Source organism: Enterobacter sp. BIDMC93, assembly GCF_001037805.1.
Classification (GTDB): domain Bacteria; phylum Pseudomonadota; class Gammaproteobacteria; order Enterobacterales; family Enterobacteriaceae; genus Enterobacter; species Enterobacter hormaechei_C.
Genome location: NZ_KQ089962.1, coordinates 3,074,791 through 3,097,299, shown reverse-complemented (window position 1 = coordinate 3,097,299; position 22,509 = coordinate 3,074,791). Strand labels below are relative to the sequence as shown.

At 54.9% G+C, this 22,509-nt stretch carries 25 protein-coding genes and 2 tRNA genes; 12 read left to right on the top strand and 15 right to left on the bottom strand.

Annotated elements, in window-relative coordinates; all coding sequences use genetic code 11:
• Positions 1 to 18: 18 nt before the first annotated feature.
• The 4 genes from SK58_RS23270 to SK58_RS14445 all read left to right on the top strand — a co-directional run bounded on the left by SK58_RS23270 (position 19) and on the right by SK58_RS14445 (position 1,569).
• Complete coding sequence (locus SK58_RS23270) at positions 19 to 369, top strand: YdcA family protein (RefSeq protein WP_071887074.1); 351 nt, start codon at positions 19 to 21, stop codon at positions 367 to 369.
• Between the two features lie 54 nt (positions 370 to 423).
• Entirely contained in the window at positions 424 to 546 is a 123-nt protein-coding gene (locus tag SK58_RS23210; RefSeq protein WP_255353781.1) for a hypothetical protein, read from the top strand.
• 179 nt (positions 547 to 725) lie between these two features.
• On the top strand, positions 726 to 926 hold the full coding sequence (gene glgS, locus SK58_RS14450; RefSeq protein WP_026094313.1) for a cell surface composition regulator GlgS: 201 nt from the start codon (positions 726 to 728) through the stop codon (positions 924 to 926).
• 172 nt (positions 927 to 1,098) lie between these two features.
• Complete coding sequence (locus SK58_RS14445) at positions 1,099 to 1,569, top strand: Hsp20 family protein (RefSeq protein ID WP_026080712.1); 471 nt, start codon at positions 1,099 to 1,101, stop codon at positions 1,567 to 1,569.
• 179 nt (positions 1,570 to 1,748) lie between these two features.
• On the opposite strand, the gene SK58_RS14440 is transcribed toward SK58_RS14445, so the two are convergent.
• From SK58_RS14440 to mdtK, 3 genes are all read right to left on the bottom strand, one after another.
• A tRNA-Val gene (locus tag SK58_RS14440) sits at positions 1,749 to 1,825 on the bottom strand.
• A 4-nt stretch (positions 1,826 to 1,829) separates the two neighbouring features.
• Positions 1,830 to 1,906: transfer RNA gene (locus SK58_RS14435), tRNA-Val, on the bottom strand.
• Between the two features lie 153 nt (positions 1,907 to 2,059).
• Complete coding sequence (gene mdtK / locus SK58_RS14430; protein ID WP_017384611.1) at positions 2,060 to 3,433, bottom strand: MdtK family multidrug efflux MATE transporter; 1,374 nt, start codon at positions 3,431 to 3,433, stop codon at positions 2,060 to 2,062.
• Positions 3,434 to 3,658: 225 nt separating this feature from the next.
• Here mdtK and SK58_RS14425 point away from each other — a divergent pair, with 225 nt between their 5' ends.
• Positions 3,659 to 4,300: a riboflavin synthase gene (locus tag SK58_RS14425; RefSeq protein WP_048220139.1), complete on the top strand. Its 642-nt coding sequence runs from the start codon at positions 3,659 to 3,661 to the stop codon at positions 4,298 to 4,300.
• 31 nt (positions 4,301 to 4,331) lie between these two features.
• Here SK58_RS14425 and cfa read toward each other — a convergent pair whose 3' ends face one another.
• The gene (gene cfa, locus SK58_RS14420; protein ID WP_017384609.1) at positions 4,332 to 5,480 is read right to left on the bottom strand and encodes a cyclopropane fatty acyl phospholipid synthase; all 1,149 of its coding nucleotides are present in this window, start codon (positions 5,478 to 5,480) and stop codon (positions 4,332 to 4,334) included.
• 298 nt (positions 5,481 to 5,778) lie between these two features.
• The gene (gene punC / locus SK58_RS14415) at positions 5,779 to 6,978 is read right to left on the bottom strand and encodes a purine nucleoside transporter PunC (RefSeq protein WP_023296385.1); all 1,200 of its coding nucleotides are present in this window, start codon (positions 6,976 to 6,978) and stop codon (positions 5,779 to 5,781) included.
• Positions 6,979 to 7,091: 113 nt separating this feature from the next.
• Here punC and punR point away from each other — a divergent pair, with 113 nt between their 5' ends.
• A complete protein-coding gene (punR, locus tag SK58_RS14410) occupies positions 7,092 to 8,003 on the top strand; it encodes a DNA-binding transcriptional activator PunR (RefSeq protein ID WP_003857638.1) in 912 nt (303 codons plus the stop codon).
• A 17-nt stretch (positions 8,004 to 8,020) separates the two neighbouring features.
• Here the strand turns inward: punR and purR are convergent, their stop codons facing one another.
• The gene (gene purR, locus SK58_RS14405; RefSeq protein ID WP_003857634.1) at positions 8,021 to 9,046 is read right to left on the bottom strand and encodes an HTH-type transcriptional repressor PurR; all 1,026 of its coding nucleotides are present in this window, start codon (positions 9,044 to 9,046) and stop codon (positions 8,021 to 8,023) included.
• A 297-nt stretch (positions 9,047 to 9,343) separates the two neighbouring features.
• Here purR and SK58_RS22915 point away from each other — a divergent pair, with 297 nt between their 5' ends.
• Both SK58_RS22915 and SK58_RS14395 read left to right on the top strand, forming a co-directional pair.
• On the top strand, positions 9,344 to 9,433 hold the full coding sequence (locus tag SK58_RS22915; RefSeq protein ID WP_003857632.1) for a cytochrome bd-I oxidase subunit CydH: 90 nt from the start codon (positions 9,344 to 9,346) through the stop codon (positions 9,431 to 9,433).
• A 161-nt stretch (positions 9,434 to 9,594) separates the two neighbouring features.
• Entirely contained in the window at positions 9,595 to 10,761 is a 1,167-nt protein-coding gene (locus SK58_RS14395; protein ID WP_017384607.1) for an MFS transporter, read from the top strand.
• 37 nt (positions 10,762 to 10,798) lie between these two features.
• On the opposite strand, the gene sodB is transcribed toward SK58_RS14395, so the two are convergent.
• Positions 10,799 to 11,380 (bottom strand): superoxide dismutase [Fe], encoded by a 582-nt coding sequence (sodB, locus tag SK58_RS14390; RefSeq protein ID WP_017384606.1) that lies wholly within the window; start codon positions 11,378 to 11,380, stop codon positions 10,799 to 10,801.
• 122 nt (positions 11,381 to 11,502) lie between these two features.
• Complete coding sequence (locus tag SK58_RS14385; protein WP_017384605.1) at positions 11,503 to 12,261, bottom strand: C40 family peptidase; 759 nt, start codon at positions 12,259 to 12,261, stop codon at positions 11,503 to 11,505.
• Between the two features lie 338 nt (positions 12,262 to 12,599).
• Between SK58_RS14385 and grxD the strand changes: the two genes are divergently transcribed.
• A complete protein-coding gene (gene grxD / locus SK58_RS14380) occupies positions 12,600 to 12,947 on the top strand; it encodes a monothiol glutaredoxin 4 (RefSeq protein ID WP_003832760.1) in 348 nt (115 codons plus the stop codon).
• A 77-nt stretch (positions 12,948 to 13,024) separates the two neighbouring features.
• On the opposite strand, the gene rnt is transcribed toward grxD, so the two are convergent.
• From rnt to eptA, 5 genes are all read right to left on the bottom strand, one after another.
• Complete coding sequence (rnt, locus tag SK58_RS14375) at positions 13,025 to 13,684, bottom strand: ribonuclease T (RefSeq protein WP_003857625.1); 660 nt, start codon at positions 13,682 to 13,684, stop codon at positions 13,025 to 13,027.
• Between the two features lie 96 nt (positions 13,685 to 13,780).
• On the bottom strand, positions 13,781 to 14,188 hold the full coding sequence (gene gloA / locus SK58_RS14370; protein ID WP_003857623.1) for a lactoylglutathione lyase: 408 nt from the start codon (positions 14,186 to 14,188) through the stop codon (positions 13,781 to 13,783).
• 99 nt (positions 14,189 to 14,287) lie between these two features.
• Positions 14,288 to 15,385 (bottom strand): alkene reductase, encoded by a 1,098-nt coding sequence (locus SK58_RS14365; protein ID WP_023299948.1) that lies wholly within the window; start codon positions 15,383 to 15,385, stop codon positions 14,288 to 14,290.
• 53 nt (positions 15,386 to 15,438) lie between these two features.
• Positions 15,439 to 16,038, bottom strand: coding sequence for a TetR/AcrR family transcriptional regulator (locus SK58_RS14360; RefSeq protein ID WP_017384602.1), 600 nt, complete (start codon positions 16,036 to 16,038; stop codon positions 15,439 to 15,441).
• A gap of 41 nt (positions 16,039 to 16,079) precedes the next feature.
• Complete coding sequence (gene eptA / locus SK58_RS14355; protein WP_045329740.1) at positions 16,080 to 17,705, bottom strand: phosphoethanolamine transferase EptA; 1,626 nt, start codon at positions 17,703 to 17,705, stop codon at positions 16,080 to 16,082.
• A 147-nt stretch (positions 17,706 to 17,852) separates the two neighbouring features.
• On the opposite strand from eptA, the gene SK58_RS14350 reads away from it, so the two are divergent.
• The 3 genes from SK58_RS14350 to sodC all read left to right on the top strand — a co-directional run bounded on the left by SK58_RS14350 (position 17,853) and on the right by sodC (position 19,637).
• Entirely contained in the window at positions 17,853 to 18,092 is a 240-nt protein-coding gene (locus tag SK58_RS14350; protein WP_032619785.1) for a DUF1289 domain-containing protein, read from the top strand.
• Positions 18,093 to 18,140: 48 nt separating this feature from the next.
• The gene (locus tag SK58_RS14345; protein WP_017693550.1) at positions 18,141 to 19,037 is read left to right on the top strand and encodes an aldo/keto reductase; all 897 of its coding nucleotides are present in this window, start codon (positions 18,141 to 18,143) and stop codon (positions 19,035 to 19,037) included.
• An 81-nt stretch (positions 19,038 to 19,118) separates the two neighbouring features.
• Entirely contained in the window at positions 19,119 to 19,637 is a 519-nt protein-coding gene (sodC, locus tag SK58_RS14340) for a superoxide dismutase [Cu-Zn] SodC (protein ID WP_023303563.1), read from the top strand.
• Here sodC and SK58_RS14335 read toward each other — a convergent pair.
• Positions 19,616 to 21,649, bottom strand: coding sequence for an FUSC family protein (locus SK58_RS14335; RefSeq protein ID WP_026080711.1), 2,034 nt, complete (start codon positions 21,647 to 21,649; stop codon positions 19,616 to 19,618). The two genes, sodC and SK58_RS14335, sit on opposite strands and share 22 nt — an antisense overlap.
• Positions 21,649 to 22,509 (bottom strand): efflux RND transporter periplasmic adaptor subunit, encoded by an 861-nt coding sequence (locus SK58_RS14330; RefSeq protein WP_026080710.1) that lies wholly within the window; start codon positions 22,507 to 22,509, stop codon positions 21,649 to 21,651. The genes SK58_RS14335 and SK58_RS14330 overlap by 1 nt, the downstream gene beginning before the upstream one ends.

Genomic DNA, 22,509 nt, shown 5'->3' with positions numbered 1-22,509 from the left:
GTCAGTGTACTTTTTAACATGCAGGCTGATGCCGCCCGTGGAAGACAGCCCTGCTCGGGCTCAAAAGATGGCATAGCACACTGTACATCGGATGGTCGTTTTGTCTGCAATGACGGAAGTCTGAGCCAGTCGAAGCGATTCTGTTCATGTTATGGTGCCTCCGAACTGCCCCGGCAGGTAAAACCCTCCCCCTCCGCCAGGCAAGCGCAGACGAAAAAGAAAACAGCCGTGAAAGGCCAGGAGCAGCGTGTTGGAGAAAACAATGCGCAGTTCGATACACAACCGCGGCAACCTACATGCGCCCTTCTCTATATGGCCAACAAGCCCGGATTCACCCATTTACCCGTTTGTTCAGGAAATCAGTATTAATCCGCCAGTGTAAACGTTCTTTGTCTGTTATTCGAACTGATAAGACGCTTGCAGGTGGAAACCCACCTGAACGCGCTGGGCGACCTGTTACAGCGTCTGGCATTAAAGCATGCCGTTCGCACCTTCCGGCTACATGGCGAACTTACTGCATGGCTGGCGTTTATGCTTTCTGCATGAGTGATAAAAGGGAGGGAAAATCATGACCAGGGCTGAAGAGTTTTGTCGTTCCTGAAATGTGAACACTGGCAGATGGATGCGCACGCATCGCTCAAAAAACGATCTTTTTCAGGCGGATACTGAGATCAGAAAAGCATATGACCTTGAACAGTAATCACAATGACTGGAGGGATATGCTAATGAAGCGACAAGATATAAACGCATTAAAGAATTTTGATTTTCTGGCACGCAGTTTTGCCCGTATGTACGTCCTGGGTCAGCCAGTTGATATCGATGCCGTGACCGGCAATATGAGTAATGAACAGCAGGCATGGTTCCGGGAGCGATATGATCACTACCGAAAGCAGGCTGAGCGGGCGAGAGTGATAGAATTGCGATGAAGTAACGAACAACGGGCTTAACGGCCCGTTGCTTTTTTTAGGTTCCAGCTACATTTTGCAGGCTCCTGAGGTTGAAATATTGTGCGGTAACCTCATATAGAAAGCGGGTAAGGAATATCTGCCCGTAAGACATGAACTTTTTGAATATTCTTTTTTACTGTTCAGGAGGTACATGATGACTCTGAGAGCTTTTCCCATGTTGAACGATCTCTCCGACTCTCTGTTTGCGGACCGTTTTAACCGTATCGATCGCCTTTTTAGCCAGCTAACCGGCAGTACGCCGTTGCCCTCCACGCCTTCTTACAATATCCGGCGGGTGGGTGATAACCGCTATGAACTGACGCTCAGCGTGCCGGGCTGGAAAGAGAGCGAACTGGAAATTGAAACCGTTGGCGGTCAGCTGAATATCAGCGGTAAACGTGAAGAAGAGAAAACCGAAAACGGCGAAGAAGGGTGGATCCATCGGGGTATCAGCCGCAGCGACTTCCGGGCCAGCTATAGTCTGCCGGAGCATGTGAAAGTAACCGGCGCTTCGCTGGAAAACGGCTTGCTGGCGATTGAATTACACCAGGATATCCCGGAAGAAGAGAAACCGCAGCGCATCGCCATCAACAACAACCCGGCGATTGAACATAAGCCGTAATCATTGATTGACGTTGTTTTCACGCCCGGCAAACGCCGGGCGTTTTGCTAACCTGATGGGGCTTATGCCATTCCGCTCTTTCGCTGCACGCGCGGGCTGGAGGTCACTTTCGATGTGCTTAAAAGGTTTGCTGCCTCTGCATGAGGCTGAACGGGAATGAAATGTGCGAGAAAACAGATTGGTGCGTCTGAATGGACTCGAACCATCGACCCCCACCATGTCAAGGTGGTGCTCTAACCAACTGAGCTACAGACGCAAAATGGTGCGTTCAATTGGACTCGAACCAACGACCCCCACCATGTCAAGGTGGTGCTCTAACCAACTGAGCTATGAACGCATTGTGTTGTCGGTGACAACGGGGACGAATATTAGCGGCACAGCCCCAAGGTGGCAAGAGGGAAAATGCATTTTTCTCTCTGATTTCACGCGATTGCTTCATTACCGCGCAAAGTGAAGAGAAAGTAGCCGCCAGCCGGCGGCTACTGTGTCATTAACGTGCAGCGCGCTGCAAAATTACCGCAGACGGCTGACGTTGCAGGAAGCGCATACGCAGCATCATCATAATGGCCGCAGACGTTAAGCCGATGATAAAGCCCATCCAGAATCCGGCTGGCCCCATGCGATCCACCACCAGATCCGTGAGCGCCAGAATGTACCCGCACGGCAGACCCAGCACCCAGTAAGCGATAAAGGTGATGAAGAAGATGGAACGCGTATCTTTATACCCACGCAGCACGCCGCTGCCAATCACCTGGATGGAGTCAGAGATCTGATAAATGGCCGCCAGCAGCATCAGATGCGAGGCCAGGGTCACTACCTCCGGGTTGTCGTTATAGAGCAGGGCAATTTGCTCACGCAACAGCACGGTAAAGAGCGCGGTACAGACTGCCATGCAGACGCCGACGCCGAGGCCGGTGCGGGCTGCCGTTTGCGCGTCCAGCGTCGAGCCTTGCCCCAGACGGAAGCCCACGCGAATCGTCACCGCAGCAGCCAGGGACATCGGCAGGACGAACATCAAAGAGCTGAAGTTCAGGGCGATCTGGTGTCCTGCGACATCAATAATCCCTAACGGCGAGACCAGCAGGGCGACGACGGCAAACAGCGTCACTTCGAAGAACAGCGCCAGCGCAATGGGTAACCCCAGCTGAATGAGACGGGTCATGAGCGTCCAGTCAGGTGCGCTGAACGAGGTGTCGTTACGAATGTCACGCATGGATCGCGCATGTTTAATGTAGGTGAGCATACAGCCGAACATCACCCAGTACACCGCAGCCGTTGCCACGCCGCAGCCCACGCCGCCGAGTTCCGGCATGCCAAAATGACCGTAAATGAAGATATAGTTCACGGGAATGTTCACCAGCAAGCCGATAAAGCCCATCACCATGCCCGGCTTGGTTTTTGCCAGCCCTTCACACTGGTTACGTGCCACCTGGAAGAACAGATAGCCGGGCGCGCCCCAGAGCAGGGCGCGCAGATAACCGACCGCCTTATCCGCCAGCGCCGGGTCGATATTATGCATGGCGCGAATAATATACCCGGCGTTCCACAGGACGATCATAATCAGGACGGAGACACCCCCGGCCAGCCAGAAGCCCTGGCGCACCTGATGGGCCACGCGGTCGCGTCGACCGGAGCCGTTAAGCTGCGCGATAACGGGCGTCAGCGCCAGCAGCAGGCCGTGACCAAAAAGAATGGCCGGAAGCCAGATTGAGGTTCCGATCGCCACGGCGGCCATATCGGTGGCGCTGTAACCACCGGCCATTACCGTATCCACAAATCCCATTGCGGTTTGGGCTACCTGCGCGACGATCACCGGTATGGCCAGTGCCAATAACTGACGCGCTTCGATCATATACTTCTGCACGTGAACACCTTTGTATTGTAGTTATTTGAGAGACTAAAAAGGCCGCCGTTACTGGCAGCAAGAAGAAAAAACAGAGGGATGCCAGCTATTGTAGCGGGGTTTAACTAATTATCTAGTGAAAAAATCGCCAGAAATTGCGCATCACTGGCAACCTGTTTTTTCAACTGTTATTGTGGTGGGATTATACGGTGTCATCGCCGTTCGGAATGAACAGGAGCTGTAAGCATGTTTACTGGTATTGTGCAGGGCACTGCCAAAGTGGTGTCCATTGATGAAAAACCGAATTTCCGCACTCACGTAGTTGAGCTGCCTGAATATATGCTCGACGGCATTGAAACCGGGGCGTCGATATCGCATAACGGCTGCTGCCTGACGGTGACCGAAATTAACGGTAACCAGATAAGCTTTGATTTAATGAAAGAGACGCTGCGTATCACTAACCTGGGTGAGCTGGTGGTGGGAGATATCGTTAACGTTGAACGCGCGGCGAAATTCAGCGATGAGATTGGCGGGCATCTGATGTCGGGCCATATTATGACCACCGCAGAAGTGGCGAAAATCGTGACCTCGGAAAATAACCGTCAAATCTGGTTTAAGGTGCAGGATCCGTCATTAATGAAATACATCCTTTATAAAGGATTTATTGGCATCGATGGGATTAGTCTGACCGTCGGTGAAGTGACGCCAACGCGTTTTTGCGTGCATTTAATTCCTGAAACGCTGCAACGTACTACGCTTGGCGCAAAAAAACTGGGGCAGCGCGTAAATATCGAAATTGATCCCCAGACCCAGGCGGTCGTGGATACCGTTGAGCGCGTACTGGCGGCGAAAGAGGCGGCGATAATTAAAACCATGGAAGAAGAATAAAAAATAACCCCGGTTAACCGGGGTTATTTTTTCAGCGAGCCACACGCAAACCGTGCTCAATCCCACGACTAAACACCACCTGCCAAAGCTGTATATCCCGCGCACGGAACGCGCCCGCACAGGCATTCAGATAATAGCTAAACATCCGTTTGAATCGTTCCGAATAGTTGTCGGCGATTTCAGGCCATGCAGCCTGGAAACGTTCATGCCAGGCCATCAGGGTGGTGTCGTAATCTGCGCCGAAGTTATGCCAGTCTTCCACAATAAAATGCGGTTCGCTGGCGTTCGCAATCTGGCGAACAGAGGGTAAACAGCCATTCGGGAAGATATATTTGTTGATCCAGGGATCCACATTGTTATCGGTGCGTTTAGAGCCGATGGTGTGTAGCAGGAAAATTCCCTCAGGCTTCAGGTTACGATCGGCGACCTCGAAGTAAGTCTTGTAGTTCTTCGGCCCCACGTGCTCGAACATACCTACGGAAACAATGCGATCGAACTGCTCGTTCAGGTCGCGGTAGTCCTGAAGCCGAATATCAACATCCAGACCCAGACAGCGTTCCTGCGCCATCTTCTGCTGTTCAGCCGAAATCGTGACGCCGACTACGCTGACGCCGTAATTTTTAGCCATAAACCAGGCAAGACCACCCCAGCCACAGCCGATGTCCAGCACACGCATACCGGGCTGTAACTGCAATTTATCGCAGATCAGTTGCAGCTTGTCCTGCTGCGCCTCTTCCAGGGTCGTCGCTTTTTTCCAGTATCCGCAGGAGTACTGCATTAAAGGATCGAGCATACGGCTGAACAGATCGTTGCCCAGGTCGTAATGCTCTTTACCGACGATCCACGCCCGTTTTTTACTTTGCAGATTGAACAGGCGGGCGGAGGCAATACGTAAGGTATCTTTGAAATGACGAGGGAGCTGTTTTTCAAGACCGGCGCGTAATACGCTGGAGAAGAACATATCCAGCCGCTCACACTCCCACCAGCCGTCCATATAGCTTTCACCCAGCCCTAACGACCCCTCCTGTAACACGCGTTTGAAAAAATCGGGATGCTTTATCTGGGGATCGGAGGGGGATGAGCCATTAATCGTAATGCCCGCACGTCCCAACAGTTCACTGACGATCCGGGACCAGTTATCGTCCGGAACGCTGACTTCTTCTATACACGATGAACTCATAGCTTCTCCATCACCTTGCTGTGATCAGAACCTTAAAACAGCGTAGACGCTTTTTTGGTTTGTGAGAAATCTCACGGTAAATGCCCGCGAGGCTAATATCCGACGTAGAACAGAGGAAGGGAGATAACCCTTGCCGAAATGCCTTCCATGGTAAAACGGGAGCGCTCCGGCTCCCGTTAACACTTAATATTTATCGTATTTAATCGAACCAAATTTAGTATAGGCCGCAAAATTTGGTGATTCAACAGAAAATTGTTAGCAACCTAATCACTGGTATTTAACATAGTTTCCCGCGCAATCAGGCGTGCGACGTTTCTGTCTGCGCGTTTTCACTCTGCTCGCGATGGGCTGAGGACTGCATGCGATAGCCCAAACCCGCCAGCGCAACGGTGACCAGCATCACGCTGGTAGTGGTGAGCAGCGGGGTTGCAATCAACGCAGAGACCACGAGACTTGCCAGGAAGCACAGGCCAAGTTGCAGGGTATTTTGCAGCGCGGCAGCGCGGCCTGTCGCCTGCGGAAATGGACGCAACGCCTGGGCTACAACAATAGGGTAGATGGCCCCGTTAGCGATCGCCATGACGCAGAACGGAATCAAAATTTCTGCAAGCCCGGCGCCGGGAATAAAGCCGACAGCCCAGGTCGCAATCACGCTTAGCGCATACAAAACCAGCAGCCAGGGCAGCATCTGTTGGCCTTCCCATTTTTGCAGCGCGGCGCGACAGCCATAGCCACCCACCAGGAAGGCGATGGTCTGTGGTACATAGCTCAGGCCGATAGCCGCCGGGCTGTAGCCCATGTCATGCAGAATGAACGGCGAACCGGTCAGCCAGGCAAAGAAGCTGGCAGAGCAGGCAGCATAAATCAGCACGTTACCGCGATAGGCTTTCGACCGCAGTAAAGAGGTAAAGGTGATGGGCTTTGCGTCCGGATGCGTCTCTTTTTTATGCGCAGGTTTAAGCCCGAAAGCAGGCAGCATCAGGACCAGCGTAATAGCAAAGAGCGTGGCGAAAATAGCCTGCCAGTCGAAATGCGCGAGGATCCAGCTGCCCAGTAACGGGGCAAGCGCCGGCGACAGGCCGACCAGCGGCATAATAGTGGCGAATATGCGGTTAGTGCGCGAGGCGGGGTAGTAATCGGTCACCAGCGCCTGCCAGGTCACCGCTGCGGCGCAGACGCCGACCGCCTGAATAAAGCGCAGCGCCAGCAGCCAGGCGGCATCGCGGACCCACAGCATGCCCAGACAGCCTACGGCAAAAATCGCCAGACCCAACAACAGGACGGGCTTACGGCCGAAACGATCCGAGAGCGGCCCCCACAGCAATTGCGCAAAAGCAAAGCCGGCGAGGAACAAACTTAAACTGGCGCTGATGGCGGCGGCAGGGGTTTGCAAATCTTCCTGCATCGCGGCGAACGCGGGCAGATACATATCGGTCGCCAAAAAGCCCAGCACGCTTAAGCCGCCGAGCCAGACTAAAAATCCTTTCCTGGGTTGCACTGTTTTTTCTCCTGAGGAGGCAGGTGTACGTTGGCGCAGAGTGTAGGGAGTGCAAAGCGGCTTGTGAAACGCTAATATTTGGCGGGTGCATTCAAAAATTTTGCAGGCTAAATATGTGGTCAGATTATTCCCTTGAAGTGGTTGATGCCGTGGCGCGTAACGGCAGCTTTACCGGTGCCGCCCAGGAGCTGCATCGCGTTCCCTCGGCTATCAGCTATACGGTGCGCCAGCTGGAAGCGTGGCTGGCGGTCCCGCTGTTCGAGCGGCGCCATCGCGACGTGGAGCTCACGCCTGCCGGAGCGTGGTTTTTGAAGGAAGGGCGGTCTGTTATCAAAAAAATGCAGATCACCCGTGAGCAGTGCCAGCAGATCGCCAACGGCTGGCGCGGGCATCTCGCTATCGCGGTGGATAACATCGTTAAGCCGGAGCGGACCCGGCAGATGATCGTCGATTTCTATCGTCATTTTTCCGACGTCGAACTGCGTGTTTCGCAGGAAGTGTTCAACGGCGTCTGGGATGCGCTGGCGGACGGCAGGGCGGAGATGGCGATTGGTGCAACCCAGGCGATCCCGGTTGGGGGGCGCTACGCGTTTCGCGACATGGGCATGCTGAGCTGGACCTGCGTGGTCGCACGCGATCACCCGCTGGCGGCGCTGGAAGGTCCGCTGAGCGATGACACCTTACGCAACTGGCCCTCGCTGGTGCTGGAAGATACCTCCCGCTCGCTGCCCAAGCGCATTACCTGGCTGCTGGATAATCAGCGCCGCGTGGTCGCGCCGGACTGGGAGTCGTCGGCCACCTGTCTGAGCGCGGGGCTGTGCGTTGGCATGGTGCCGGTGCATTTTGCGCGCCCGCGCATCGATGCGGGAGAGTGGGTGGCCTTGACGCTGGAAAACCCCTTCCCGGATGCCGCGTGCTGTCTGACGTGGCAGCAAAACGACGTCTCGCCCGCCATGGCCTGGCTGCTGGATTATCTGGGCGACAGCGAAACGCTGAACCGGGAGTGGTTGCGGGAACCAGCATAGCTGGCCCCGTAATGATATTAACGACGGTAGTCGCGGAACGGACCGTCCGCAACGGAACGGCGTTCAATCAGGCGCGGGTGGACTTCAATGGACTGGGACTGTTCACGCTTGTTGACGATCCTGTCCAGCAGCATATTGAAGGCCGTTTCACCCAGCGAATCTTTCGGCTGGTGAATGGTGGTCAGCGCCGGGGTAAAGAAGCGGGCGTTGCGCACGTTGTCATAGCCGATCACCGAGATATCCTGCGGGACGCGCAGGCCGAGTTCATCCGCCGCGCAGAGCGCGCCCATCGCCATGATGTCGCCGCCGCAGAACACCGCGGTAGGGCGATGTGGCTGGGAGACGATCTGCTGCATGGCGCGATAGCCCGACTCCGGCTCGAAGTCGCCCTGAACAATCCAGTTTTCCGGCACGGTGATCAGCGCCTCTTCCATCGCTTTCATGAAACCGGCCAGACGGCCAGCTCCGGTGTTACGCTCCAGCGGTCCCGGGATCACGCCAATTTCACGATGACCGCGTTCTACCAGATAACGCCCCGCCATGTAGCCGCCTTCAAAGGCGTTATCAATAACAGAGTCGGTGAAGTCTGCGCGCGCTTCGCCCCAGTCCATGACCACCATCGGAATGTGGCGATACTCTTCCAGCATGGAAAGGACCGACTCAGGGTATTCAGAACACATAACCAGCAGGCCGTCGACGCGCTTTTGCGCCATCATTGACAGGTAAGCGCGCTGTTTTTCAATGTTGTTCCACGCGTTGCCCAGAATCAGGGTATAGCCTTTCTGGAAGCAGTTTTTTTCAACGGCTTCGATGATTTCAGCAAAGTAGGCCGCTTCACTGCTGGTGGCCAGCAGGCCAATCGATTTGGTGTGATTAACCTTCAGGCTGCGGGCGACGGCACTTGGCGAGTAGTGCAGTTCTTTGATTGCCGCCCAGACGGCATTACGCGTCTCTTCAGCGACGAAACGCGTTTTGTTAATAACATGTGATACGGTTGTAGTGGAAACGTTTGCGCGTTTTGCTACGTCTTTAATTGTTGCCATTAAATGTCACTCCAGACCATATCCTAAGCTCCTGAAAAAATTGAAGGTAAACGTTTGCCTTCTCTCACCCTTATCACGCAAACATGAGTTGCGACACGCCGGGAAAACGACACAGGACGTCAGGAGGGGGTCAGTGGCCGGTACGCTAATAAATTTAGCGTGGAATTTTGTCCTATCTTGATGAAAAGGGGAAGAGGTAAAGTGGATATCCGCTTAAATCCTGGAAGATTTTTGACCTGAACTGTGTAAAAATGAGCAAGCTCACTTTTCGTAGGGTGAATAAAAGGAGAAAAATTGATGAGTACCGATCTGAAGTTTTCGCTGTTTACCACCATTGTTGTTCTTGCCCTGATTGTTGCGGGTGGTTTAACCGCTGCGCTGCACTGATTCAGGAGGGGGGAGAACCTTCTCCCTCTCTTGCCGCTATTGTTACCTCTCCGGCAAAAATCTTTTGCCAAAATGTTAACTTCTCATTTTTTGTGATTGATGTCATGCTTTTGACTTCTTAGTTCTGTGCCGGGTTATGGCACGGTATCCGGAGTCTCTTCATGAAAATCAATTTTCCCCTGCTGGCCCTGGCGATTGGCGCCTTTGGGATTGGCACCACTGAATTCTCCCCTATGGGGTTATTGCCTGTTATCGCCCGGGGTGTGGACGTCTCAATTCCTGCGGCCGGTATGTTAATTAGCGCCTACGCGATTGGCGTGATGGTGGGCGCGCCGCTGATGACGCTGCTGCTTTCCCACCGCGCTCGCCGCAATGCGCTGATTTTCCTGATGGCGATTTTCACTCTCGGAAATGTGCTTTCCGCGATTTCGCCCGATTACACCACTCTGATGCTTTCGCGCATTCTGACCAGCCTCAACCATGGCGCCTTCTTCGGACTGGGCTCGGTTGTTGCCGCCAGCGTGGTGCCAAAACATAAGCAGGCCAGCGCGGTAGCCACTATGTTCATGGGCCTCACCATCGCTAATATCGGCGGCGTTCCCGCTGCCACCTGGCTGGGAGAAGCCATCGGCTGGCGTATGTCTTTCCTCGCAACCGCCGGACTGGGCGTGGTCGCGATGGTTGCGCTGTTCTTCTCACTGCCGAAAGGAAGTGCGGGAGAACGTCCGGAAGTACGTAAAGAGCTGGCGGTGCTGATGCGTCCTCAGGTGTTGTCCGCGCTGCTCACCACGGTGCTGGGGGCGGGGGCGATGTTTACGCTCTACACCTATATCTCCCCGGTGTTGCACGACATTACCCACGCAACGCCACTCTTTGTTACCGCGATGCTGGTGCTGATTGGTGTCGGGTTCTCGATTGGCAACTATCTCGGCGGGAAATTTGCCGACCGCTCCGTCAGCGGGACGCTGAAAGGTTTTTTAACGCTGCTGATTGTCATCATGGTGGCGATCCCGTGGCTGGCGCGTAACGAAGTGGGTGCCGCGATTGCCATGGTGGTGTGGGGCGCCGCAACCTTTGCCGTGGTGCCACCGTTGCAGATGCGCGTAATGCGCGTTGCGCACGAAGCGCCGGGGCTCTCTTCGTCGGTGAATATCGGTGCGTTTAACCTGGGCAATGCGCTGGGGGCCGCAGCGGGCGGGGCGGTGATCTCCGGTGGTTTGGGTTACAGCTTTGTGCCGGTGATGGGGGCGATCATTGCCGCACTCGGCCTGCTGCTGGTGATGATGTCTGGTCGTAAACAGCCTGAAGCGGTGTGTACGGCGGAATAAACAAAAACGCAGAAGGGCTGCCCCTTCTGCGTGTCTCTTACGCGGCGAAGTTCTTCGCAACAAATTCCCAGTTAACCAGTGCCCAGAAGTGTTCCAGGTAGTTCGGGCGCGCATTACGGTAATCAATGTAATAGGCGTGTTCCCATACGTCCACGGTCATCAGCGGCGTGGCGCTGGTGGTCAGAGGGGTACCCGCATTAGAGGTGGAAACGATAGCCAGTTTGCCATCAGCCTCTTTTACCAGCCAGGTCCAGCCGGAGCCAAAGTTTTTAACGGCTGCGTCAGTAAACTTCGCTTTAAAATCCGCGAAACTGCCGAACGCGGCGTTAATCGCTGCCGCCAGCTCACCGGCAGGTTCTCCGCCTGCGTTGGGGGCCAGGCAGTGCCAGTAGAAGGTGTGGTTCCACACCTGAGCGGCGTTGTTAAATACGCCACCGTCTGAACTGCGCACGATCTCTTCCAGCGTTTTGCCTTCAAAATCGGTGCCCTTGATCAGGTTATTCAGGTTGGTGACATAGGTCTGGTGATGCTTGCCGTAATGGTACTCCAGGGTTTCCGCGGAAATGTGCGGAGCCAGGGCGTCTTTTGCATACGGTAGTGCAGGTAATTCGAACGACATTGCTTCTCTCCTTATAGTTTTATACGTTGCCAATAACCCTACAGACAACAAGGACAGAATAGCAAATTGAAAGGGTATGCAAAAGAGGAACTTACCCTGCCACAGAGGCGGCAGGGCAGGGTTTAGCGAATGGTTTTTGGCGTCATCACGCGGCGTGCACCCACATAGTGGCGCACCCAGTAATCTTCGCTGAGGGAGGTGATCTGAATGTCCTGACCGCTGCGCGGTGACTGGATAAATTTACCGTTACCCACATACACCCCAACGTGATCGGCCGTACCGCGTCCCTGGGTGCGGAAGAACACCAGGTCGCCATTTTGCAATTCGCCACGGTTTACAGGCGCGGCGTCGCGCAGATGGTACATCTCATTGGCGGTGCGCGGAATGCGAAACTTCACCAGATCTTTATAGGCATAATAAACCAGCCCACTACAGTCAAAACCGGTGCGCGGAGAGGTGCCACCCCAGCGATACGGTTTACCTATTTGCCCCATCAGTTTGTTCATCGCCGTTTTTTGCGCTTTCTGCATACGCGCTTTATGCACGTCAGCCAGCTTCGTCACTTTTGCGCATTTCGTTTTATGGCCTTTGCGCACGGTGCATTTTTCATTCACCAGGCTGGCGGTCGTGCGGGTGGTTTTGTGCGTGCCGGAACGGAGAGTTTTGGGTTTACTGGAGGCGGTCTTTTTGGTCTGAGCGGTGGTTTTCTTCTTTACTGTTTTACTGGTGGTTTTTTTCTTACGTTCTGTGGTTTTTGCCAGATGCGATTTTTGTACAGCAGAATGCCGCGCCTGTTCAGAGGCGTTCGCCGCTGGCGTAAATGAGAGTGTGGTAAACAGTAAAGCACAGAGCGTCATCGAGATTTTAGTTATCCGCGCCACTGGGCAGTCCCCTGATAAATGCAGGCCACAATGCATACCCGCGTGAGATTTACAAAACCTGTCGATTCTAATCCATAAATTCAGAAGAAGTTAATAGCATTTTTCATTCAAAAATTATGTTTCGTTAGCAAGTGCAAAAAAATTCATCATTCTGACGCACTCCTGTTCGCTCCTTAAGCAAAACCGCACCTCGTCTGGGGATAAACGACATTAGCAATGCAACTTTATGCGATAAGCGATAATATAATTAGACGTGACAAAAATGTTATTTTCCGATGTCGGCCTGACCCGCTACAATGTCAGACTGATGCCGTAACAGAAGTTAAAGGAAGCAAGACATGAGCACCACTATTGAAAAAATTCAGCGCCAGATCGCTGAAAACCCGATTCTCCTGTACATGAAAGGTTCTCCGAAGCTGCCAAGCTGCGGCTTCTCCGCGCAAGCGGTTCAGGCGCTGTCCGCCTGTGGTGAGCGTTTTGCTTACGTTGATATCCTGCAAAACCCGGACATTCGCGCTGAACTGCCAAAATATGCCAACTGGCCGACCTTCCCACAGCTGTGGGTTGATGGTGAACTGGTCGGCGGATGCGACATCCTGATTGAAATGTATCAGCGCGGCGAACTGCAACAGCTGATCAAAGAGACTGCGGCGAAGTATAAAACCGAAGAGCCGGACGCAGAGTAAGTTTTCTGCGGATATAAAAAAGCGACCACATTATGTTGGTCGCTTTTTTTTGCCTGTGGGACTGTTGATTACCCAACCTACGATTGAAGATCGGCCTCGTCGCCCATCGGCAGCGGCCAGCCGCCGAGACGTTTCCAGCGGTTGACGATCTCACAGAACAGCTCCGCCGTACGCTCGGTGTCGTATAACGCGGAATGCGCCTGGGTGCCGTCAAACGCAATACCCGCCGTGATGCAGGCTTTAGAGAGCACGGTTTGCCCCAGCGCCAGGCCGCTCAGCGCGGCGGTGTCGAAGGTCACAAACGGATGGAATGGATTACGCTTGAGCGAGGCACGCTCGGCGGCAGCCATAGTGAAGCTGTGATCAAAGGTGGCATTGTGGGCCACCATGATGGCGCGGCTACAGTCATTCTCTTTCATGCCTTTGCGCACCATTTTGAAAATGGCGTGCAGCGCCTCGTATTCGCTTACCGCCCCGCGCAGCGGGTTTGTCGGATCGATACCGTTAAAGGCCAGCGCCTCTGGCTGTAAGTTTGCCCCTTCAAAGGGTTCAACGTGGAAATGCAGCGTGGTGTCCGGTACAAGCCAGCCCTGTTCATCCATCTTCAGCGTGATGGCGGCAATCTCAAGCAGCGCATCGGTTTTAGCGTTAAATCCGGCTGTTTCAACATCAATGACAACGGGATAAAAACCACGAAAACGGTCGCACAGACCGGTAAATTGAGCGTTATCGGACATCAGGGTCTCTTACAAGGGGGAAAAAGCAGTGCGCATTATGGCAAATTTTGAGAGGGGATGCAGCAAAACAACGGGCGCATAGTGCGCCCTGCGGGATCAATTGCCCAGGCCGCGACCAGCGTCTTTGGCTTCGATCAGTTCGATTTTATAACCGTCCGGATCTTCCACAAACGCAATTACGGTGGTACCGCCTTTAACCGGACCGGCTTCACGGGTGACGTTACCGCCATTGCTGCGGATACGTTCGCAGGCTTCGGCGGCGTTATCCACCTCCAGCGCGATGTGGCCGTAAGCTGTACCCAGCTCGTAGCTGTCCACGCCCCAGTTGTAGGTCAGCTCGATGACCGCTTCATCAGATTCCGGGCCGTAACCGACAAACGCCAGAGAGTATTTATATTCCGGATTTTCGCTGGTGCGCAGCAGCTTCATGCCCAGAACGTTAGTGTAGAAATCGATGGAACGTTGCAGGTCGCCAACGCGCAGCATGGTGTGAAGTAGGCGCATAATTTCCTCATTAACCAGTGGAATGGATTATCTTTTTGAACAGAAACGATGTTTTAGTATAGCGGCGAAAGGTCGCCGCTATCAATGTACAAAGCGGGATTACAGTGAAGGGTAGTCGGTATAACCTTCCGCGCCGCCGCCATAGAAGCTTTCAGGACGCTGCGGGTTCAGTTCGGCTTTTTTCTGCAAACGGGCAACCAGATCCGGGTTAGCAATGTAGTCACGGCCAAAGGCCACGGCGTCGATCAGGCCTTTACCGATCAAATCCTCGGCTTTCTCTGCCGTATACGCACCCGCCCCGATAATCACGCCGTGGAAGCGCTCGCGCACTTTCTGACGGAAGGCTTCACTGTAAGGCTTGCCGCCTGCCCAGTCCGGCTCGGACATGTGCAGATAGGCGATACCGCGTTTCGCCAGCTCTTCAATCAGATACAGCGCGTCTGCTTCTTCGTTCGGACCGTTGTCGACGTTCTGGAAAGTACCGATCGGGGAGACACGAATACCAATGCGGTCTGCGCTCCACTCATTACAGACAGCATCCACCACTTCAAGCACCAGACGCGCGCGGTTTTCAACGCTGCCGCCGTACTGGTCGGTACGCTGGTTGGAAGACGGGGACAGGAACTGATGCAGCAGGTAACCGTGCGCAGAGTGAAGCTCAACCAGGTCGAAGCCCGCTTCCCGGGCGTTGGCGACGGCCTGACGGAAATCATTCACGATACCCGGGATCTCGTCCAGCTCCAGCGCGCGTGGCGTGGTGGTGTCGACGCGGATCGCATTACCGTTTTCATCGCGCAGGGAAGTGCGGGTATTGGCGTTCAGGGCAGAGGCAGAAACCGGCGCCTGACCGCCAGGCTGGATGCTGCTGTGTGAGATACGACCGGTGTGCCACAGCTGAACCGCAATACGGCCATCTTCAGCATGCACGCCTGCGGTGATTTTTTTCCACGCGGCGATCTGTTCCGGGCTGTGCAGACCCGGTGCACCGGCGTAGCCTTTTGCCTGGGCAGAAATCTGCGTGGCTTCGGAGATAATCAGGCCCGAGCTGGCGCGCTGACGGTAATACTCACCCATCAATGGCGTTGGGATATCGCCCGGCTCGATGCTGCGCAGACGGGTAAGTGGGGCCATAAACACGCGGTTTGGGGCAGTAACGGCACCCACTTTCAGTGGGGTAAACAGCTTTTCAGCGGACATAACGGCTCCTGAGTAGACCAGTCGACTAGTAAAAGGGTAAATAAAAACGCCGGCTACACGCCAGGCGCGGTAATACAGTTTTTCACATGCGCCAGCGCGCTTTCGAGCGGCACGGCGCTGCGAGACATTTTTGCTTGCAGGTTGGCGCCTAACCAGAGGGAATAGAGCACCTGTGCCTGCGTGAGCGGATCGCCGGAGAAGGAGAGCGTTTTTTCATTGCGCCCGCTCTCCAGCGCCTGAGCCAACAGGGCAATAACGCCGCTGGCCCCTTTATCCATTGCGGTGCGCATATCTTCGGAGAGATCGCACACTTCGGCAGACAGTTTTACCGTCAGGCAGCCGCTGATGATGCCCTGCTGACAGAACTGCGTCAGCGTTTCCTGATAGTAGTTCAGAACACGATCCCGGTAGTCACCTTCACCGCTGGCGAAGTGGGTTGCCAGGCGCTGATGGTAGCTGGCGTAGTGCCGCTCCAGCATGGCAACGCCAAACGCCTCTTTGGATCGAAAATAGTGATAAAACGATCCCTTAGGTACTTCAGCGGTTTTTAACAACTCGCTCAGCCCCATACCGGTAAACCCGCGATGCATGCAAAGGCGCTCGCCGGTAGCCAGCAAATGTTCTCGTGTATCGTGTTCAGTGTGTCTGCTCATGCCCTTACTCTAATAGACCGTTCGGTCTAATGCAAGCCCGCTTAGCGACGACATTGCGACAGAATATCCAGCTGCGGTTGATAAACCGCTGATTTCACGTCCATCATGCCCAGAACGGTGGCGAATAAATTGTCCTGTGAAACCGCCTCTTTTGCGGCATGGTCACGCAGGCAATCCGTGTTTACGCCGAAGTTTTTCGCATAATCCGGGGAGAGCCAGAACATAAACGGAATATGCGTTTGCTGCTCCGGGGCCAGCATATACGGCGTACCGTGCAGGTAAATTCCGCTTTCGCCCAGCGATTCACCGTGATCGGAGAGGTAAATGAGCGCCGTGTTCATGTTGGCCTGCCGGGCTTTTAGCGCGTCGATGGTTCGGCTGACCACGCTGTCGGTATACAAAATCGAGTTGTCATAGGTATTGATCAGCGACTGATGATCGCAATCCTGAATTTCATTGGTATCGCAGGTTGGGGTGAACTTGCGAAAGCTGTCCGGATAACGATTGTAGTAGGCCGGACCGTGGCTGCCCATCAGATGAATAACCAGAACCGTATCCTGCTTTATTCCATCCAGTACGTTGTCCAGACGGTAGAGGTTGACGTCGTCGATACAGGATTTGTCCTTACAGAACTGATCCAGTTTCCACTGGGTCATGTCCGTGTGCGGCACGCGGTCGCAGGCGCCTTTACACCCGCCGTCGTTGTCGCGCCACAGCAGGTTGAAACCGGCATGGTTAAGTACATCGAGCAGACCTTCCTGGTGATGGGCGAGGTCCGCGTCATATTTTTTCCGCGTCATGCCGGAGAACATGCAGGGGACGGAAACGGCGGTTTCCGTGCCACAGGAGGAGGCCTGGGGGAAGTTGATGACATCCTGCTTTTTCAGCTCGGGGTTGGTTTCACGCGGGTAACCATTTAACGAGTAGTTTGCGGCGCGGGAGGCTTCGCCCACCACCACAATCAGCACGGTTTTCTTGCGTTGGCTGGAAATCAGCGCGCCTTTATGAGCATCCTCGCCAATGCGGACCAGCGTCTGGTCGCCGGCAAACCAGCGCATTTTGCTGTATTTCACCACGGCGCTCACGTAATTCGCCGGGGTGACCATTTTGACGATGCTTTTGTTATTGCGGAACAGCGAAGCATAGTCTTTATAAAACACCGCCGCGACCAGGATGATCACCAGCAGCGCACCCAGCATAGCGGCGACACGCGTCAGGAGGGCATACCACCATTTTCCGGTGCGAATGCGCGTCAGGGCTAAAATAATCGATGGAACCAGACCCGCAACGACCAGCCACAGGATCATCTGCGGCGTCACCAGGGCAGTCGCTTCCTGGGAATTAGTTTCGAACACGTTAACAATCATGTTCTGATCGATAACCGTGCCATAGGTATACATAAACCAGGTTGCGGCGGCGCATCCCAGGGTCAGGACAATCATGAGCGGCTTGCGAACAAAGGGAATATTCAGCAGGCTGAAGACAATCACCCAGCCGCAGAACAGCACCAGCGGCACGCTGGCAGCAAACAGGAGATCGTGCAGATGCGCAGGCGCAATGATTGACCAGCTGCGCTGGATAAACAGTGCATTCAGTACGGTGAAGAAAAGTGCACAGCCCAGAGTAAATTTTATATCGTTACAGTGTAACTTTTTAGTGAACCACATGATGACCAGACCATTCGTTATATCAATGCGGCGAGTATAAGAAGGGAAGATTAGCGAAACCTTAATGCTCTGTTTGTGGCGGACATCCTTGCATGCAAGCCATTTAGGGTCTTCACTGTAGGGAATAATGACGTTCTGGAGGTAGGTGTGGCAGAGCAACTGGAGTTTTTCCCTGTCCAGAGCCCGTGCCGGGGTATTTGCCAGGTAGATGAACGAGGATACTGTCGTGGCTGCATGCGCACGCGCGATGAACGTTTTAACTGGCAAAATTTCAGCGACGCGCAAAAGCAGGAGGTCTTACGGCTCTGTCGACAGCGTCTGCTGCGTAAAATTCGTGCAAACAAAGCGGTTGAAAGCGTAGAACCTCAGCAACCTTCACTGTTTTAGCAGGGTAATTGCGTATACTGGTGACATGACTTCCTTGAGGAAAATGTTATGGTTCAGCGTATTACCCTTGCCCCGCAGGGCCCGGAATTCTCCCGATTTGTTATGGGCTACTGGCGCCTTATGGACTGGAATATGTCTCCGGTCCAGCTGGCGGACTTTATAGAAGAGCATCTCGATCTCGGGATCACCACCGTCGATCACGCTGATATTTATGGCGGCTATCAGTGCGAGGCTGCCTTTGGCGAAGCGCTGAAGCGTGCGCCGGCGCTGCGTGAACGTATGGAGATTGTGACCAAATGCGGTATTGCCACCACAGCAAAACCGGAGCATGCGCTTGGGCATTACATCACTGACAGCGCGCATATCGTTAAAAGCGCCGAGCAGTCACTGATTAACCTGGCCACCGATCGTATCGACCTGCTGCTGATCCACCGACCCGATCCGTTGATGGATGCGGATGAGGTCGCGGAAGCCTTCCTGACGCTGCACCAGAGCGGCAAAGTGCGCCATTTTGGCGTGTCTAACTTCACCCCGGCACAGTTTGCGCTATTGCAGTCTCGCCTGCCGTTTACGCTGGCGACGAATCAGGTGGAGATCTCGCCTGTTCATCAGCCGCTGCTGCTAGATGGCACGCTCGACCAACTGCAACAGCTGCGCATCCGTCCAATGGCATGGTCCTGTCTGGGAGGCGGCCGCCTGTTTAACGATGAGGCATTCCAGCCGCTGCGTAACGAGCTTGAAACGGTGGCGCGCGAACTGAATGCGGAGAGTATCGAGCAGGTGGTTTACGCCTGGATCCTGTGCCTGCCGTCTAAACCGCTGCCAATTATTGGCTCCGGCAAAATTGAGCGCGTCCGCGCTGCGCTTGTGGCTGAGGAGCTGGATATGACGCGTCAGCAGTGGTTCCGCATCCGCAAGGCGGCGCTGGGCTACGACGTACCCTGAGCACGCCTGTACCTGACTTTCCGGTGAAATCTGCGCCGCTGGTATAGACTTAAGGTGCAAAAAATAACCCGTGGAGGTCTTATGAAGCGTTTTGCTCTGGCAATGGTCACGCTGGTTGTTTGTGCAGGTGCGCAGGCAGCCAGCGAGGACGTTGAAATGAATCTCGTCACTTCTCAGGGGGTAGGCCAGTCCATCGGGACGGTGAAAATCACCGAAACCGATAAAGGGCTGGAATTTGCTCCCGATCTCAAGGCTCTTCCACCCGGCGAACATGGTTTTCACGTTCATGCCAAAGGCAGCTGTCAACCCGCAATGAAAGAGGGGAAACCAACAGCTGCGGAAGCCGCAGGGGGGCATCTCGACCCGCACAACTCCGGTAAGCATGAAGGCCCGGAAGGGATGGGGCACCTCGGCGATCTGCCGGTGCTGGTGGTAAATAACGATGGTAAAGCCACCGATCCGGTTGTGGCGCCACGACTCAAAAAGCTTGACGAGGTCAAAGGCAAGGCGCTGATGGTCCACGTGGGCGGCGATAACATGTCCGATCAGCCTAAACCGCTTGGCGGCGGCGGGGCGCGCTATGCCTGCGGGGTGATCTGATCGCCAATCGTTCCGGGTGGCGGCGCCTGTTCCAGCTGTGACAGGGAGCAGTGCAGCCGCCAGATAATGGACGCCAGATCGCGGGCCGCAGGCTGATGATGGTGCGCCAGCGCGTCGCAAATACGCTGAAGCTCGGCGAGCGTGACGCTCAGGGGGCGCTGCTGCACCCCGCGCTCGCTCATCACATCTCGGAGCATGGAAATACAGTTATCACGGACCTGCGACAGCGGATCGGAACGCGTCTCCCAGGCGCGCAGTTGCCACACCACGTGCGAACAGTTTAACAGCACCACGCCCCAGCGCAGCAGCCAGCGACGGGAGAGTGAATCCTGGCTGTTGTTCAGCTGGCTGACATGATGGTAAACCAGCGATTCATACTCGCTTTCGCGCAGATGTGGCCTGCGGCTCAGCTGATCGACAAAACCCCTGCGCAACTCCCGAATATGCCTGCGGCTTTTACGCGCGTCCGAGCCCGGGCGTAGCACAGCGAAAGCCAGCCACGCCAGCCCCACGCCGAGGATCTTCGCCAGGTTGTCGTTGAGAAAATCAGCGTAATCGTAAACCGGTGGATTCGTTACAGAGATAAATGAGCCCATAAAAACAATCAACTGACCCCACAGACCGGCCAGTTTAGGCATTTGCAGTTTGAGCAACTGCATGGTGGTTAATAGCGGGAAGAGAAACAGCAGAAATTGCCAGAGGTCGGTTATCTGCACCATCAAACCAAATTTCACCACGAAGCTGAATAGCGACAGCAGTACCAGCGTACGCAGCAGAAGCGTAAGGGAATTAAAGGGGGAAGCGGCGACGGAATAGAGCACGCAGCTGATTGCCGCAAGCGTCAGGGCCGCACTGCCCGCATCCCATTGCGTGGTGATGGCCCATGCGCCCACGGCCGTCAACGCACAAAACGTACGAAAACCGCTCCACAGCGCCTCCATTGCGTCGGTATGGCGCGCCAGAGCAGGACTACCGGGAACGGAAAATTCGGTGACGGGCGTGGCATTTTCGACGGCTTTTAACCAGCGGCTGCTACGCAGATACAGGCGGCAGAAATAGTTCAGACGCTGCCAGAAGGCACGATGCCTGTAGTCATATTCATCCGTTGGGGCGAGCGGCGCGATAATGCGGGCCACGGTATAGATATCGGCATCCGGACGCGCAAGAGCGGCGAGCAGCGCCTCGATAATCTCCCGGGTATGGGCTGGCGGTGCAGGCCAGTTCAGCAACATCCGGCGAAGGCTCGAGATCGCGCTCGTCATCCGCAATTGCTGGTGCAGTAAATAGTTCAGAAGCGTGTTCTGGCGACGAAAACGGTAGTGGCTCCAGAAAGCCTGGATGCGCAACAGGTTCATGGTCAGGATCTGGCCGATGACCTTTTCGTGCGCGAGGCGGATGTCATCGCTGCTGTCAGGCTGCCAGAGCAGGCTGGCATGTTCCAGCAAACGTGCGTGCATCGTTTTAAGGGCGGTGATAAGCGTAGTGCCATCTGAGGTACTGGGCAGGATCATCATCATGACGCCTCCGCACAGAATGCCGACCATCACTTCACACACGCGTGCCTGGGCGATATCCCACAGCTCGGTGGTATCCAGCACGTTGACGACCGGAAAGGCGATAATGGCCGCGGTGTAACCCGCCAGCTGAAACGCATAGGCAACGTTATTGGTAAAATGGGCGCAGGCCCAGGTACACAGCCCCAGCCATGCCGACATGCTTAACAGAAAGAGCCAGGGATCGTTCAGGGTATGGCCGGCAAGAAGCAGTGCGGCGGTTGCCCCCAGCAGGCTACCCGCCACGCGCCCGAGGCTTTTACTGATAACGCCCCCGACGGTAGGGAAGCTGACGACCGCCGCAGAGGTCATCGCCCAGTAAGGCTCATCCAGATTCAGATAATAGGCAACCGTAAGCGCAAGGCACATGGCGATGCCGTTGCGCAGCGCGTAACGCCACTGCGGCCGTGTCGCTTTTATCCACGGCGTATTGCGCCAGGAGAAAGCCCCCAGGTTCATCATCGCGATCCGATGGCGACGGTGCAGGTTGTGCCAGAGACCAGGGTAATGTCTTTCGGCAGTTGATCAAACTCGACGCGAACAGGCACCCGCTGAGCCAGGCGCACCCACGGGACGTTGGGTTTAATGTCAGGCACCAGGCCAGAATCGGTTTCCACGCTCTGATCGTATATTGCCCGACCTATGCTGCTAACGTGACCCTGTAACGTTTCTGCGCCGCTGTAAAGCGTGATCCGGGCAGGCGCTCCCTCGCGGATATGGCGCAGCTTGGTCTCTTCAAAATAACCTACAACATAGAAAGAGTGGCTATCGACCAGGGCGAAGACCGGCTGGCCTGTGGTGGCGTAATCACCCACACGGGTAGACAGGCTCGTGATCCATCCATCCACCGGGGCTTTGACCACGGTCTGGGTCAGTTGCCACTCGGCCTGTTTCAGCGTTGCCTCTGCAACCTTCAGGCTGGCCTGCATGGCTTTTACATTGATATTGGCGGTATCGAGATCCTCCGCAGAGATGTAATTTCTCGACAGATGGCGGCGGCGTTCGGCTTCGTTATTGGCTTTTGCCAGATCTGATTGAGCTTTTGCGAGCTGCGCCTGGGCATTAAGCACCGCAATGTGGAAAGGGGTCTCGTCGATGCGGAATAGCACATCGCCCGCATGAACGTACTGGTTGTCCTTCACCAGCAGCGCGCTGATACTGCCGGACACCTGTGGCGTGATGCTAACCTGTTCCGCGCGGATCTTGCCGTCACGCGTCCAGGGCGACTGCATGTAATAATTCCAGAGCCACCAGCCGGCCATCACCGCCAGCGCTAAAACGAAAAGAGTGGAAAAATATTTTAACGTTTTCAATGCTAT